Below are 15,281 nucleotides of genomic sequence, written 5' to 3' on the forward strand. Positions count from 1 at the left end.
CATGGAAACCCGAGCCCATCATGTACTGATCGGTCTGTTCACCGTGATCGTGGTGGCCGGCGCCTTGCTGTTCGGCCTGTGGCTGGCCAAATCCAGTGTCGACAGCGCCTTCAAGGACTACCAGATTGTGTTCAATGAGGCGGTCAGCGGCCTGTCCAAGGGCAGCGCCGTGCAATACAGCGGGATCAAGGTCGGTGACGTGGTCAACCTGCGCCTGGACCCAAACGACCCGCGTCGGGTACTGGCGCAGATCCGCCTGGGCGGCGATACCCCGATCAAGGAAGACACCCAAGCCAAACTGGCCCTGACCGGCATCACCGGCACCTCGATCATCCAACTCAGTGGCGGTACGCCGCAAAGCCCGCCCCTGAAGGGCAAAAACGGTCATTTGCCCACCATCATCGCCTCACCATCGCCCATCGCCCGTCTGCTGAACAACAGCAACGACCTGATGACCGGGGTCAACCTGCTGCTGCACAACGCCAACCGTATGTTCTCCCGCGCCAACGTGGACCGGGTCAGCAGCACCCTGGACAACCTGGAGAAAACCTCGGCAAGCATCGCTGAGCAACGTCACGACCTGCGCCTGCTGATGCAGCAACTGGGCTCCATCAGCAAGCAGACCAGCACCATGCTGGAACAGACCACCGCCCTGATGCGCAACGCCAACGGCCTGCTCAACAGTCAGGGCAAGCAGATGTTCGGCAGCGCCGAGCAAGCCATGCGCTCCCTGGAACACAGCAGCGCCACCCTCAATAAACTGCTGAGCGACAACCAAGAATCGCTGAACAACGGCATGCAAGGACTCAACGGCCTGGCGCCGGCGGTACGCGAGCTACGCGAGACCTTGAGTTCGCTGCGGGCCATCACTCGCCGCCTGGAAGCCAACCCCGGCGGTTACCTGCTCGGTAACGAGAAGAACAAGGAGTTCACGCCATGACGCGTGCCTATCGCCTGCTGGCCCCCGTGGCCTTGAGCGCCGCCCTGGCCCTGAGCAGTGCCTGCTCGATCCTGCCCAAAAGCGAACCGCTGGATATCTACCGCCTGCCGGTCAACCAGAGCAGGGCCACAGCACCTGGCCAGGCACTGCCCTGGTCGCTGCAGTTACTCAAGCCCCAGGCCGGCGATGCCCTCAACAGCGCGCGGATCGCGGTGATCCCCCGGGGCAACCTGATCAGCAGCTACAAGGCATCACGCTGGAGCGACCCGGCGCCGATCCTGCTGCGTAATCGCCTGTTGGATGGTTTCCAGCGCGACGGCCGGGTGCGGTTGTTGAGCACGGACGACAGCAACTTGCAGACCGAACTGGCCCTGGGCGGCGACCTGCAAGCCTTTCAGACTGAGTACCAAGGCAAGAACGCCCAAGTGGTGATTCGCCTGGATGCGCGACTGATTCGTGGTTATGACCAGAAGATCCTCAGCAGCCAGCGCTTCGAAGTGCGCCAGCCCCTGAGCGACACCCAAGTCCCGGCGGTGATCGCAGGGTTTGGCCAAGCCAGCGACACGCTGACCCGGCAGGTGGTGGAGTGGGCGGTGGAGCAGGGCCAGTTAGCCGTGAAGCATTGAGGGCCATTCGCCGACCGCCACCAGGCAGCGCAAACCGACCCGCCGGCGAAGGCGTGATCCGCTCAACCAAAGAACCAGTAGCACACCGCAACCGCCGCCAGCACGCCAGCAAACTCCGCCAGCAAGGCACAGCCCACTGCGTGGCGTACCCGTTGAATACCCACGGCACCGAAGTAGACCGCCAAGACGTAGAACGTGGTTTCAGTGCTGCCCTGGATGGTCGCCGACAACAATGCCGGGAAGCTGTCCACACCCTGACTCTGCATGGTCTCAATCAGCATCGCCCGGGCCGCGCTGCCGGAGAACGGCTTGACCAGGGCGGTGGGCAGGGCGTCGACGAAGCGCGTGTCCCAGCCAGCCCAAGACACCAGATGGCGAATGCCGTCGAGGCCGAAATCCAGCGCGCCGGAAGCCCGCAACACTCCAATGGCGCAGAGCATCGCCACCAGATACGGCAACAGGCTCTTGGCGACATCAAAACCCTCTTTGGCGCCCTCGATAAAGGCCTCGTAGACCTTGACCTTGCGCAATGCGCCAATCACCAGGAACAACATGATCAGGCCGAACAGCGTGAGGTTGCCCAGAATCGACGACAAGGACGCCAGAGCTGTGGCCGACAGAGTTGCCAGCAAGGCCATGAACGCCCCCAGGGCCAGGGCACCGGGGATCAGGTAAGCCAGCACCACTGGGTCCCACAGGCGCAGGCGCTGCATCACCGCCACCGACAGCAGGCCCACCAGGGTCGAGGCGCTGGTGGCCAGGAGAATCGGCAGAAACACCAGGGTCGGGTCCACGGCGCCTTGCTGGGCGCGGTACATGAAAATCGTCACGGGCAGCAGGGTCAATGACGACGCATTGAGCACCAGGAACAGGATCTGCGCATTGCTCGCGGTGGTGGCGCTGGGGTTGAGTTCCTGCAAGGCGCGCATGGCTTTGAGCCCGATGGGCGTGGCGGCGTTATCCAGGCCCAGGCCATTGGCGGCGAAGTTCAGGGTAATCAGGCCCAGCGCCGGATGACCGGGCGGTACCTCGGGCATCAGGCGCTTGAACAGCGGGCCCAGCACCTTGGCCAGCCACTCGACGATGCCGGCCTTCTCGGCGATCCGCAGAAAGCCCAGCCACAAGGTCAGGGTGCCGAACAGCAGCACCATGACTTCCACCGACAGCTTGGCCATGGCGAAGATGCTTTCCACGATGGCGGCAAAGATGCCGGCGTTTCCGCCTACCAGCCACTGCGCCAGGGCCGACACGGTCGCGACAACAAAGAAGCCAAGCCACAGGCCATTGAGCATCAGTCATATCCCTCGGAAGATGCGGCGAATGATAGCGGGGCGGGCAGAAACGACAAACCCCGGGTTGACCGGGGTTTGTTCTGTTAGCGGCTAGGGATCAGCGGCTGACCTCAGCGTTTGGCAGCGGCTCTTTGCTGCGCCAGTGCGGCAGGGAGTTCCAGTAGCGCTGGCCCTTGGCATCGTCGTACATGCCTTCCCAACGGGAGATGACCAGCACCGCCAGGGCGTTGCCGATGACGTTCAAGGCGGTACGTGCCATGTCCATCACACGGTCCACACCGGCGATAAAAGCCAGGCCTTCCAACGGAATGCCCACGCTGCCCAGGGTCGCCAGCAGCACCACGAAGGACACGCCCGGAACCCCGGCGATGCCTTTGGAGGTGACCATCAGGGTCAGCACCAGCAGCAGTTGCTGGCTGATGGACAGGTCGATGCCGTACAGCTGAGCGATGAAGATCGCCGCGATGCTCTGGTACAGGGTCGAACCGTCAAGGTTGAAGGAGTAACCGGTCGGCACCACGAAGCTGCAGATGGCTTTCGGCGCTCCGTAGGCTTCCATCTTCTCGATCACTCGTGGCAGCACGGTTTCCGAGCTGGCGGTGGAGTAGGCGAGCACCAGTTCATCCTTGAAGATGCGGATCAGCTTGATCACCGAGAAGCCAAACAGGCGGGCAATCAGGCCCAGGACCACAAAGGCGAAGAAGGCGATGGCCACGTACACCAGGATCACCAGCTTGGCCAATGGCAGCAGCGAGGCGAAACCGAAGTTGGCGACCGTCACCGCGATCAGCGCGAATACACCGATAGGGGCGTAGTTCATGATCATGTGGGTGACTTTGAACATGCTTTCCGAGACGCCCTGGAACATCTTCACCAGCGGATCACGCAGATCGGACTGCAGGCTCGACAGGCCCAGGCCGAACAGCACCGAGAAGAAGATGATCGGCAGCATCTCGCCGCGGGCCATGGCCGCGAAGATGTTCGACGGAATCAGGTTGAGGATGGTCTCGATGAACGCGTGTTCATGCTGGACTTCGGCGGCGGTGGCCTGGTACTTGGAGATATCCACAGTGCCCAGGGTGCTCATGTCGATGCCTGAACCCGGGTGGAACAGGTTGGCTAGCAGCAGGCCGACGACGATGGCGATGGTGGTGACGATTTCGAAGTAGATAATGGTCTTCAGACCGATACGGCCAAGTTTCTTGGCGTCTCCGACACCGGCGATGCCGACAATCAGCGAGGAGATGACGATCGGGATCACGATCATCTTGATCAAGCGGATAAAGATATCGCCCGCAGGTTGCAGGACGTTGCTGATCCACCAGGCCTTTTCAGCACTGAAATGATTGAGCAGCGCGCCAATCGCAATCCCCAAGACCAGACCAATGAGGATCTGCCAGGCGAGGCTTAATTTTGCCTTCTTCATATCATTACCCTTACTTCAGTTGGAATCGGGCTGATGCGCGAACTGGAACGCTCAATGGCGGAAAAGTTTGTGCATCAGCCCCCGTATAAGGTCATCCCGAGCGATTATTTACGGCTCTCTTCGGGCGAAAAAAGGCGCAACTATTCCGATGCAGGGGGGGCGCGTCTAATGCCGTAAACGCCTACCCTATGCCGAATCGGCATGAGTTTTCATAAAAAAAAACAGCGTCCCACAGGGTTCGAATACGCCATTTCGGCAGGCAATAATGCCGTAAAACAGCCATTTCAGGCGGTGTTCGGGGTTGTCGGATGAGTCAGGAATATTCTGAAAAAAACTCAGGAAAGTTCTGGGTAAGGCGCCCATGGGTGATGCAGATTTTCCGCAAAGTTTCTCGATGTACGGTCGCAGAGAAACAACCAGAAACGTTTGATCGGGATCAAGGGAAGATTTTTCAGCGGGGAAGGGTGCGGCAAATAAGTAGCAATGGCTCTAGAACAAGTCTTTGCATTTCAAACACGCCGCAAGCCCGTCAAGTCGCTTGCCGACTTGCGCACCTGCGGCGCGGTTCGTTCCTGACCCGGCCCTGTACGAAGGTACTCCCTGTACCTCTAGGTCACTCCGACCACATGGATCAGAACATCCCGGCCCCTTGGTCATGCATACGCCCTCCTCGGGTGGTGCAACAGGCGAAAGTGCCTGGGAGGCCCCTTCGTCTATCAAAATGCGCATAATGCACCTCGAACTCAGTACCAGTTCGGGGCCTTGCGCAGTTGTTCCTTGAGCAATGCCTGCATCCCGTCATCGGGCTCGCCGAGGAAGCGATAGTGGGCATGCCGGGTGGGCGATTTATCCACGGGTAACCCCGCTGGCACTTCCACCAGCATTGCGTATGCATGCTCCTTGTCGAAGCTGAAAGCCACGATCAGGCGCTGGTGCTGGCAGCTCTGTGCCGTTTCGCACAAAGGGCCCACCAGATAGCGCTCGCCATCCTCCTCCACGGCTGTCATTTGTTGAGCCGCGCCCGATAGGTTCATCACCCAATCGGGCAGGCGCTCTTCCTTGTGCACAACCCCCTTCCAGGTTTCACGAAACTGCTCGTCCGAGCTCAGCAGTTGATTGGCTCGTGCCTGGCCATCATTGGCCGCCGACGCCAGGGTGCTGACACCCAGCAACAACGTGGCAGCCCATGTTTTCAACGAAAGACTCATGATCAGCCTCGGCCGCGACGGCCAAAGAAGAACGAAACAATAAACATCACCAGGAACACCACGAAGAGAATCTTGGCGATACCCGTGGCAGTGCCCGCGATACCACCGAAGCCCAGTACCGCGGCAACAATGGCAATGATCAAGAACGTGATTGCCCAGCTCAGCATGGTGATTCTCCTTACTCTTCTATTAGTGGTGATGCCGGTGGAGCCAGCCGGATGCCGCGAGTTGCAGCCCCGGCCTTGATGCCTAGAACACCCAGCGTTCCTGACGCGGCGCGTCCAGCGCCGGCTGCGCCTGATCGGCAGCCATCCAGTGCGCGGGAGTCGGGTCGGAGAGCTGGTTACTGACCGAGGTGAAATGGGGGTGCGTGGAATGGTGGACCGGCACACGCGGCGCTGGCGCCTGGCTGTCCTGCCAGCGCTGGAACTGCTGACAGGCAAGCAGCGTGACCAACAACGCCAGGCTGGCAAACAGACCTTGCTGAATATGCAGTGGCGCAATACGCAATAGGGCAAGACGTTGGCGATTCATCCTGAAACTTCTCCCACATTGGTGGTGTTGTGATGGAAGCCATGGCCCGCGCTTCTCGATAAGAGGGCTATTGCAGTCTGCATGCCAGCTTTTAATAAGAGTTTTTTATTAATTAAATCAATGACTTAATCTCTTCATGCGGCCCCCTCACACACGCATCCTGCACGATGGCACCTGGCCGATCGTGCGGAATGCACGATCGGCCCGAAAAACCTTGAACGTTTTTTGATCACAGGGGGAACTTTGCCAATCGGCGGACAGCCTGATACAGACTCACGCCGCGTGCGCTCCGGGCAGAACATTCGAAATTTCAGCTTGTTAGCCACTTCAACCGGAGATATCTAACCTGCGTGCCGTGGAATGGATCAGAATTAACATTGCAACTTGCCCGATTTATCCGGGACTAAATCAGATCAGTCATTAGAGGAGCCTGGGAACATGGAGTCAGCGCCGGAGAATCAAGGCCGCATCCTTCTGGTTGACGATGAATCCGCCATCCTTCGCACCTTTCGTTATTGCCTGGAAGACGAGGGCTACACCGTGGCCACCGCCAACAGCGCGGCCCAGGCTGACGCGCTGATGCAGCGCCAGGTCTTCGACCTGTGCTTCCTCGATCTGCGCCTGGGAGAAGACAACGGCCTCGACGTGCTGGCACAAATGCGCATTCAAGCGCCCTGGATGCGAGTGGTGATCGTCACCGCCCACTCCGCCGTGGACACCGCGGTGGATGCGATCCAGGCCGGCGCCGCCGATTATCTGGTCAAGCCTTGCAGCCCCGACCAACTGCGCCTGGCCACCGCCAAGCAACTGGAAGTGCGCCAGCTGTCGGCGCGCCTGGAAGCCCTGGAAGGCGAAGTGCGCAAACCCAAGGACGGCCTGGACTCCCACAGCCCGGCCATGAAAGTGGTCCTCGAAACCGCACGCCAGGTTGCCAGTACTGACGCCAACATCCTGATTCTTGGCGAGTCCGGGACGGGTAAAGGTGAGCTGGCGCGGGCCATCCACGGCTGGAGCAAACGGGCGAAAAAATCCTGCGTGACCATCAACTGCCCATCGTTGACCGCCGAACTGATGGAAAGCGAACTCTTCGGCCACAGTCGCGGCGCATTCACCGGCGCGAGCGAAAGCACCCTGGGGCGGGTCAATCAGGCCGATGGCGGTACCCTGTTCCTTGATGAAATCGGTGACTTCCCGCTGACCCTGCAACCCAAGCTGCTGCGCTTCATCCAGGACAAGGAATATGAGCGCGTCGGTGACCCAGTGACCCGCCGCGCCGATGTGCGCATCCTCGCCGCCACCAACCTCAACCTTGAGGACATGGTGCGCGACGGACGTTTTCGTGAAGACCTGCTGTACCGCCTGAACGTGATCACCCTGCACCTGCCGCCACTGCGCGAGCGCAGCGAAGACATCCTGACCCTGGCCGACCGCTTCCTCGCACGCTTCGTCAAAGAGTATTCGCGGCCTGGCCGGGGCTTCAGCGACGAAGCCCGGGAAGCCCTGCTCAATTACCGCTGGCCAGGCAACATCCGCGAATTGCGCAACGTGGTAGAGCGGGCGAGCATCATCTGCCCCCAGGAGCGGGTGGAAATCAGCCACCTGGGCATGGCCGAGCAGCCGACCCAGAACGCCCCGCGCATCGGTGCGGCGCTAAGCCTGGACGAGCTGGAAAAGGCCCATATCGGCGCTGTTCTGGCCACCAGCGACACCCTGGACCAAGCGGCCAAGACCCTGGGCATCGACGCTTCGACGCTGTACCGCAAACGCAAACAGTACAACCTGTGAGCGCAACCTCATGAAGCTAGCGATGAAACTGCGGACCCGGCTGTTTCTGAGCATTTCGGCGCTGATCACCGCTGCCCTGCTGGGGCTGATGCTGGGTCTGGTCAGCGTGATGCAGATGGCCAGCAATCAGGAATCGCTAATCCGCGACAACTTCATCACCCTGGACCTGGGGCTCAAGCTGCGCCAGAGCCTGGGCGACCAGTTGATTATCATGCTCAGCCGCAATCCCGACCACGCGGCCCTGCAAGCCTCCAGAAAACAATATCTGGATCTGCTTGATCAGGGCATCGCCCACGAGCAGCCAACCCAGTCCCTGCATGGTTTTCAGCAGGCCCGCAGCGACTACCAGCGTTTCTTCCAGGCCTTTGAACTTAGCAGCGCCAGCGCCTCCGGGCTCAGTGACAACAACCCGTTGACCGAACGATTCAATGCCCTGCGCAGCGGGCTGATCAGCCAACACCGACAGGCGTTGGAGAACATCAGCCAAGTGCAGCGCCAAGCCCACGACCGCGCACTGCTGGTGGCCGGCTTGCTAGGGCTGGTGGGGCTGGCGGTGCTGATCATCGGTTTTGTCACCGCCCACGCCATCGCCAGGCGCTTTGGTGGTCCGATCGAAGCCCTGGCCAAAGCCGCCGACAAGATCGGCGAAGGCAATTTCGACGTTACCTTGCCCATCTCGGCGGCGGCGGAAATGAACCTGCTGACCCGCCGCTTTGGGATCATGGCCGAAGCCCTGCGCCAGCATCAGGCAACCAACGTTGACGAGCTGCTGGCCGGCCAGCAACGTTTGCAGGCGGTGCTCGACAGCATTGACGACGGTTTACTGATGATCGACCGCCAAGGCCGCCTGGAGCACCTCAACCCCGTGGCCCAGCGTCAATTGGGCTGGGACCAGGAACGCCTCGGCCAAGGGCTGGGGTCGGCCTTGCAACGCCCCGAACTGGACGAACAACTGCAATTGGTCCTGCGTGGCGGCAGCCTGGAGCGCGCGCCGGAGGACCTGGATATCAAGGTCGATGGCGAATCGCGCCTGCTGACCTACAGCCTGACCCCGGTGAGCCACACTCAGGGCCATATTCTCGGCGCGGTAATGGTGCTCCACGATGTCACCGAGCAGCGGGCGTTCGAGCGGGTGCGCAGTGAATTCGTGCTGCGTGCCTCCCACGAGCTAAGGACCCCCGTGACCGGCATGCACATGGCGTTCGGCCTGCTTCAGGAGCGCCTGCACTTTGCCGAGGATTCCCGGGAAACCGACCTGCTCAATACGGTCAATGAAGAAATGCAGCGCCTGATGCAACTGATCAACGACCTGCTGAACTTCTCTCGCTACCAGAACGGTCTGCAAAAACTCGTCCTGGCCCCGTGCCCTCTGCAAGCGCTGTTAGAACAGGCGCAAAGCCGCTTCGCCGAACAGGCGCATCAACAAGGCATCATGCTCTTGCTGGAGGTCCAGGCACCACTGCCGCGCCTGCACGCCGACCGTCCGCAACTGGAACGGGTGCTGGACAACCTGATCGACAACGCCTTGCGCCACACCGCCAGCGGCGGCCAGATACACCTACAAGCCCGACGCCACGGCGAACGGGTGATTGTCAGTGTCGAGGACAACGGTGAGGGCATCGCGTACGGCCAGCAGGGGCGGATCTTTGAACCCTTTGTCCAAGTGGGGCGCAAGAAAGGTGGCGCCGGACTCGGCTTGGCGCTATGCAAGGAAATCGTCCAGCTCCACGGCGGGCGCATGGGTGTGTATTCACGACCAGGACAAGGGACTCAGTTCTACATGGCGCTGCCGCTGTAGGTGCTTACGTCTCGTCCCCCAGGCGCCGGCTCATCAGGCGGCGCCCGCGGGTGATCAACTCGGTAAATTGCAGCGCCGTCAGGGCATGGGCAAATAACCAGCCCTGACCGAAGCTCACGCCTTCGCTGCACAACAGCAGCGCCTGGTCCTCAAACTCGATGCCTTCGGCAATCACCTTGAGCTTCAGCGCGTGGGCCATGCGAATGATGTGCGGCGCCACGCCGCTGCTGGCGGCGTCGTGGCCCAGTGCGTCAATAAAGGCTTTGTCGATCTTCAGGCAATCCACCGGCAGGGTTTGCAGATAGGACAGGCTGCAATAGCCAGTACCGAAATCGTCGATCAACACTTGATGCCCGGCATCGCGCAGGGCTTGCAGGTTGTCACGCGCCACCACCACATCGATCAAGCCGCGCTCGGTCACCTCGAAAGCAATCTGTTGCGCCGCCACGTTGTGCTGCGCCAACAGTCGCGCCATGACCACGCCAATGCGCGGCACCATCACGTCGCAAGCCGCCAGATTCACCGAGATGTACAGCTGCGGATTGGCCCGCAAAACGTGCCCCAACTGCTCCAGCAGACGCTGCAGGACGAAGTCGGTGATCTGCCGGATCTGCCCAGTATTTTCCGCCAGGGGAATGAATAGATCGGGGCTGGTCAGGGTGCCATCCGGGCGACGCCAGCGCAGCAGCGCCTCGGCGCCGACACACTGGCGGCTATTGAGGTCGAAAATTGGCTGATAGAGCACCTGCAACTCCCCCCGACGCAAGGCTCCCTGCAACTCCGCGCCCAGGGTCTGACGCTGACGCATCAACTGATACACCAAAACCCCAACGAACAGCGCCAACAACAGGCTGGCCGGCAACAGCCACCACCAACCGTTGAGCATTTCCGTCCGCAGACTGGCCCGAGGCGCGATCAACACCAGCTGATATTCGGGATTTTGCGTCGGCATGCGATAGATCAGCAGGTCCAGGGTGACCTGCAAGGGTCCGTTGTGGCTGGCCTGCCATGGCTGCAACGGAGGCCAGACACGGGGCGCCCCCAGCACCGGAATCGCCCGCTGACCATGATCGACCACCACCATCAGGCTGCCGCCGGGTGGCAGATCGACCACGTCGGTCAAATGTCCACGAGAGGTGGCAACCCGGAAATGCCCCCGTCCCAGCATCAGCGTTGCCAGGTTTTCGTTGGGCTGGGTCGAGGTGTTTAGCCAATAGCTGTAAGTCGGCCCGCGAATATCCGCTTCCCTGTCCGAAGACGTGAGAGGGTGTCGCGGCCAGTTGGAACAGGACTGGGTGGCGTCCATGTAGGCCGCTTCATAGATAAAGCGGTAGTTGTAGCTGACCTTCTGCAAGGCCACGATCATGTCCGGGCTGCACTCGCGCAGCGGCTGCGCCTCCAGTTCGTCCAGGCCTTCGCGCAGCTGCACGAACAGTTGCTCCAGGCGCTCCAGAAAACGCTGACTCTGGGCATTCATCTGCGCGCTTTCGCGCTGCTGGATCTGGTGCATGGCCACGCCAGCGCTGCCCAGCACGAAAATCCCCGCGCTCAGCACGGCCGCCAGCGTCGCCAGCAACCAGGGGCGATAGAACCAGGCACGCATGGGTTGGCGAACAGCCGGCATCATCAGAGATCCGAAGGATTACCAATGAGTTATAGCAACTGATTGAGCAATTGGCGCGAGCCGTCCGGCGGCGTCAGTTTTTTGTCTGGTTAAGCACCTGCAAGATGGCCGCGCTTTCGGCGTCTGGCGTACCGTCGAAACGGCTCGGCCGGAAGTGCATCTGGAACGCCGCCAGCACGTGACGGGTGGCCACATCCAGTTCACCAGTCTGCGGGGTGTCATAGCCCAGGTGTACCAGTTGCTCCTGGAACCAACTGATGCTCGGCAGGTTAGCCGCATAAAACACCTGCTGGCGGGCCACGGCCTCGGCATTGGGCCACAGACCAAGGCCAGCCTCGGCCAGGCGCTTCCAAGGGAACAACGGCCCCGGATCAAGCTTGCGCAAGGGGGCAATGTCGCTGTGGCCAATGATATTGCGCGGGGAGATGTTGTTACGCTGGCTGATATCCTTGAGCAGCACGATCAGGTTCTGGATCTGTGCTTCGCTGTAGGGGTACCAGCGCCGTCCGTTAGGACCGTCACTGAAGCCGGGATTGACGATTTCAATACCAATGGAGCTGGAATTGAGCCAAGTACGGCCTTGCCACTGGCTTTGGCCGGCATGCCACGCACGATACTGCTCATCCACCAGCTTGTAGAGGGTGGCGGCTTTGTCGTCACCGATCAGGTAATGGCTGCTGACCTGGCCCTGGGTCAGCAACGCCAGGGAGCGTTCCAACGACGCCGAGGTGTAATGGACGATGATGAACTGAACACGCTGATCGTAGTTGACCGAAGGGTGGCTGGTGTCGATTCGTGGACCGCTGGCACAACCAGCGAGGATCAGCAGGGAGCAGGCAAGAGCGAGGAGTTTCATGGCAAGGGGCAGTACGCAAAAGACGATAATGCAACAGTGTAACGTAGTGCCTGGATGATCATGAGCAAAACAATGGTTTCAGACAGGAATCAGCCCGCACCTCAACCTGCCTCAACCCGGTTGCGACCAGCATCTTTGGCCCGGTACAGCGCCTGATCGGCTCTTTTAATCACCAGATCACTGCGGTCACCTGCCTTGAACGCACTCAAGCCGATGGACATGGTAATGGTCACCCGCTCGCCCTTGAAGTGGAACGGGCAAGCCTCGATCGCCACGCGCAGGGTCTCGGCTATCCGCATCCCCACGGGCCACGGAGTATTGGGCATCAACAAAACGAACTCTTCACCGCCGAAGCGCGCGATGAAGTCGCTGCCACGCAGGCGCTTGCGCAACACGTTGGCAATGATCTTCAACACCTTGTCCCCCGCCAGGTGGCCGTAGTTGTCATTGACCCGCTTGAAATGGTCGAGGTCGAGCATGGCCAGTAGCAGGCTGTTGCCATGCTGCTGCCATTCACCGACTTCATGCTCCAGGCGCTCGCTCCACGCAGCGCGGTTGGGCAGGCCGGTCAGCGGGTCGAGCAAGGCCTTCTGGCGCTGTTCCTCCAGATGTTCTCGGTAACCCTGGGCCTCCTCTTCCATGCTCGAAACCCTTTGCGCCAGGCTTTGCAGACGATCGGCCATGTCCTTCTCACGCTCGTCGCGCTGCTTCTGATGCTGATCCATGGTGCCCAGCAGGCCTTCCAGGTGACTCTCCAGCACCTGCTTGAGGTCATCCAGGTCCGCTGCGTCCTGCACGCTGCTTTGCAAGCCATCGACCTGTTCGCGGATCTGGGTGTCCATCGCCCGAGCCGCCGAACGGCTGTCGGCATGGCCATCGCTGGCCGCTTGCAGATTGCTCTGGAAGGCTTCCAAGCGTTCGTTTAGATGCTTGAGATAGTTCTCGAACTCATGCTGACCAGAGTCAGTGATTGCCAGCATCAACACTGCCAGATCGTCAAGGATCGGCAGCAGTTCGTACCAATTCAGCCCATGTTGCAGGCGATCGCGCATGGCTTCGGCCTGAGGCCGGTGGCGCTCTGGCAGGCTGAGGTCGTCAAGCAGCCCCAGCAACGTGTGCTCAATGTGCTTGGCCACCGAGCTGTAGGACGGTTCAGGGGAGTCTGGCAGCGCGTAGAGCACATCGTGCTCCGACTGTTCCGGATCAATGGCCGCCAGGGCCTCGGCCATCACTGTCGGCAAAGGCAGGCTGTCGAGCAGCACCACAGGCGCAACCGCAGGAGCTGGCTGCAACTCATCGGGGTTGAACGCTACCGGTTCACTCGGAGCCGCACTTGCAGGTTCCAGCGCTACCTTGGGGATCAGCGCCGCCTCTATGGCAGCCTGGCCCTTGGATTCAACCACGATGGGCGCTGGATCCTGCACCGCGATAACGACCTGAGGCGCGGGCTCCGTGTTTGGCTCCGACGCCAGAACCGGGGGCTCGAACGCCACCACTGGGGCCGGGGAGGGCGCAAGGCTCTTTTCGAGCTCAACGACCGCGGGCGCCTCGACGCTTGGTTCAGGCGCAGGATCAGCCTGTGGCTGTAGCGGGCCCTCTGGTGCTGGTGCCTTAGAGGTCTCGACGCTTTCAGGCAAGGCCGCCGTCGGCGGCTGGTAGTGCTCGCGCACGGCTTCGTCGGCGCTCACTGCTTGTTCCGCTTGGGGAGCAGGGGTCAACGCGGCGGCCGGTACCGGCGCCTGGGGCGCAGTCGGCGCGACGGGGACGGGCGGCTCGTCAGCGGCGTCTCGGGCACCAAACAAACGCTGCAACAGGCTCGGTCGCCCAGGCTCCGCAGGACTCTCCAAATGGCTCAAAGCCTTACCCTGCAGGCTGCTCAGCTCCCCCAATAGCAAGGGAATCTCCCGCGCCTGATCGACACGACTGTCCAACTGCTTGGCGAACGCCTTCAAGGGACGACTGACGTCCCGGGGCAGCGGCAGCGATTGCAATTGAGTCACCAGCGCGGTCAAGGCGCTGCTCATCTGCTCGACCCGGGTTTCCCGCCGCTGCTCGGAATCCAGCACGGCTTTTTCCAGACGTGGCAACAGGGCCGCCAACTTGGCGTCCATGTCATCGGTGCGCACCACCTCGCGCATTTCCTTCATGCACTGGTCGACCGCACGGTCGCTACCTTCCGCCGCCAGGGTGCTGCGCACCAGACCGCGTCGCAGCAAGTCCAGGCGAGCCGCCCATCGGCGCTCAAGCTTGTCCTGCTGTTCGATGCTTTTAAGGTATTTTTCTTTCCAGCGCTGGGCGTCGTCGCTCATTCATCGGTTCCGCGTGGGGCAGGACTCAACGCGGGCAATGCATCAGCCGTGAGCGAACCCGGCAGACGAATCTCTACCGCGACAGGCAGGTGATCGGATATGGGGTGGGCCAGGACCTCGACACGCTCCAGCGTCAGGCTGGGGCTGAGCAGAATATGGTCCAGGCAGCGTTGTGGACGCCAGCTGGGGAAGGTCGCCTGCAGTTGCGGCGCCAACAGGCTGAGGTCACGCAAAGGGGAATGCTCCAGCAAATCGCTGGCATGGGTATTCATGTCCCCCATCAACACCTGATGCTTGTAACCACCGATCAGCTCGCGAATATACGCCAACTGCCGGGTTCGGGTACGAGCGCCAAGCGCCAGGTGCATCATCACCACCACCAGCGCCTCGGGACCTTCGCCGAAACGCACCAGGATGGCGCCGCGCCCTTTGGGGCCGGGCAACGGATGGTCTTCGATAGCCCAAGGGCGCAACCGACTGAGCACGCCATTGCTGTGCTGAGCCAGGCGCCCCAGGTTGCGATTGAGCTGTTGGTACCAGTAAGGGAAGGCACCCAGCTGAGCCAGATGTTCCACTTGATTGATATAGCCAGAACGCAGGCTGCCACCATCGGCCTCCTGCAGGGCCACGAGGTCGAAATCACCCAGCAGACTGCCAATCTTCTGCAGATTGTCCGCCCGGCCGTTATGGGGCAGCAGGTGCTGCCAGCCGCGGGTCAGGTAATGACGATAACGTTCGGTACTGATACCGACCTGGATATTGAAACTGAGTAACCGCAGGCGACTGTCAGCCGGCAGGCCGGTGGATGCTAAATGATGTTCGTTGACCTGCGCATCATGCAGGCCAACGATGCGTTCCGAGCCCCAGCGCGACATGACAGGCA

13 protein-coding genes are annotated in these 15,281 nt (G+C 61.1%); 4 read left to right on the plus strand and 9 right to left on the minus strand.

Translation table 11 applies throughout. The features are described 5' to 3' along the window. Window position 1: 1 nt before the first annotated feature. On the plus strand, window positions 2–940 hold the full coding sequence (locus PLD_RS14445; protein WP_159893792.1) for an MlaD family protein: 939 nt from the start codon (window positions 2–4) through the stop codon (window positions 938–940). After that, complete coding sequence (locus PLD_RS14450; protein ID WP_159893794.1) at window positions 937–1,566, plus strand: ABC-type transport auxiliary lipoprotein family protein; 630 nt, start codon at window positions 937–939, stop codon at window positions 1,564–1,566. Before PLD_RS14445 ends, PLD_RS14450 begins: the two co-directional genes overlap by 4 nt. 62 nt (window positions 1,567–1,628) lie before the next feature. Here the strand turns inward: PLD_RS14450 and PLD_RS14455 are convergent, their stop codons facing one another. The 5 genes from PLD_RS14455 to PLD_RS14475 all read right to left on the minus strand — a co-directional run bounded on the left by PLD_RS14455 (window position 1,629) and on the right by PLD_RS14475 (window position 6,026). After that, complete coding sequence (locus tag PLD_RS14455) at window positions 1,629–2,858, minus strand: nucleoside recognition domain-containing protein (RefSeq protein ID WP_159893796.1); 1,230 nt, start codon at window positions 2,856–2,858, stop codon at window positions 1,629–1,631. 97 nt (window positions 2,859–2,955) lie between these two features. Then, window positions 2,956–4,284, minus strand: a complete 1,329-nt coding sequence (gltP, locus tag PLD_RS14460; RefSeq protein ID WP_159893798.1) for a glutamate/aspartate:proton symporter GltP — start codon at window positions 4,282–4,284, stop codon at window positions 2,956–2,958. A gap of 743 nt (window positions 4,285–5,027) precedes the next feature. Beyond that, window positions 5,028–5,492, minus strand: a complete 465-nt coding sequence (locus PLD_RS14465; RefSeq protein ID WP_159893800.1) for an inhibitor of vertebrate lysozyme family protein — start codon at window positions 5,490–5,492, stop codon at window positions 5,028–5,030. Window positions 5,493–5,494: 2 nt separating this feature from the next. Further along, on the minus strand, window positions 5,495–5,659 hold the full coding sequence (locus PLD_RS14470) for a DUF1328 domain-containing protein (RefSeq protein WP_084378456.1): 165 nt from the start codon (window positions 5,657–5,659) through the stop codon (window positions 5,495–5,497). A gap of 82 nt (window positions 5,660–5,741) precedes the next feature. Continuing rightward, window positions 5,742–6,026: a hypothetical protein gene (locus PLD_RS14475; protein WP_159893802.1), complete on the minus strand. Its 285-nt coding sequence runs from the start codon at window positions 6,024–6,026 to the stop codon at window positions 5,742–5,744. Window positions 6,027–6,464: 438 nt separating this feature from the next. Here PLD_RS14475 and algB point away from each other — a divergent pair, with 438 nt between their 5' ends. Together algB and PLD_RS14485 are read left to right on the plus strand one after the other, a co-directional pair. Then, window positions 6,465–7,811 (plus strand): sigma-54-dependent response regulator transcription factor AlgB, encoded by a 1,347-nt coding sequence (gene algB / locus PLD_RS14480; protein WP_159893804.1) that lies wholly within the window; start codon window positions 6,465–6,467, stop codon window positions 7,809–7,811. A 10-nt stretch (window positions 7,812–7,821) separates the two neighbouring features. Further along, a complete protein-coding gene (locus tag PLD_RS14485) occupies window positions 7,822–9,609 on the plus strand; it encodes a KinB sensor domain-containing domain (protein ID WP_159893806.1) in 1,788 nt (595 codons plus the stop codon). Between the two features lie 4 nt (window positions 9,610–9,613). Here PLD_RS14485 and PLD_RS14490 read toward each other — a convergent pair whose 3' ends face one another. From PLD_RS14490 to PLD_RS14505, 4 genes are all read right to left on the minus strand, one after another. Then, window positions 9,614–11,236 carry an EAL domain-containing protein gene (locus PLD_RS14490; protein ID WP_159893808.1) on the minus strand — a complete coding sequence of 541 codons (1,623 nt, stop codon included), beginning with the start codon at window positions 11,234–11,236 and terminating at the stop codon, window positions 9,614–9,616. A gap of 70 nt (window positions 11,237–11,306) precedes the next feature. After that, window positions 11,307–12,089 (minus strand): N-acetylmuramoyl-L-alanine amidase, encoded by a 783-nt coding sequence (locus tag PLD_RS14495; protein WP_159893810.1) that lies wholly within the window; start codon window positions 12,087–12,089, stop codon window positions 11,307–11,309. Between the two features lie 101 nt (window positions 12,090–12,190). Continuing rightward, window positions 12,191–14,398, minus strand: a complete 2,208-nt coding sequence (locus PLD_RS14500; protein ID WP_159893812.1) for a diguanylate cyclase — start codon at window positions 14,396–14,398, stop codon at window positions 12,191–12,193. Beyond that, on the minus strand, window positions 14,395–15,273 hold the full coding sequence (locus tag PLD_RS14505) for an endonuclease/exonuclease/phosphatase family protein (RefSeq protein ID WP_159893814.1): 879 nt from the start codon (window positions 15,271–15,273) through the stop codon (window positions 14,395–14,397). Before PLD_RS14505 ends, PLD_RS14500 begins: the two co-directional genes overlap by 4 nt. Window positions 15,274–15,281: the final 8 nt, after the last annotated feature.

This window comes from Pseudomonas sp. LD120, from assembly GCF_009861525.1.
Taxonomy (GTDB): Bacteria; Pseudomonadota; Gammaproteobacteria; order Pseudomonadales; family Pseudomonadaceae; genus Aquipseudomonas.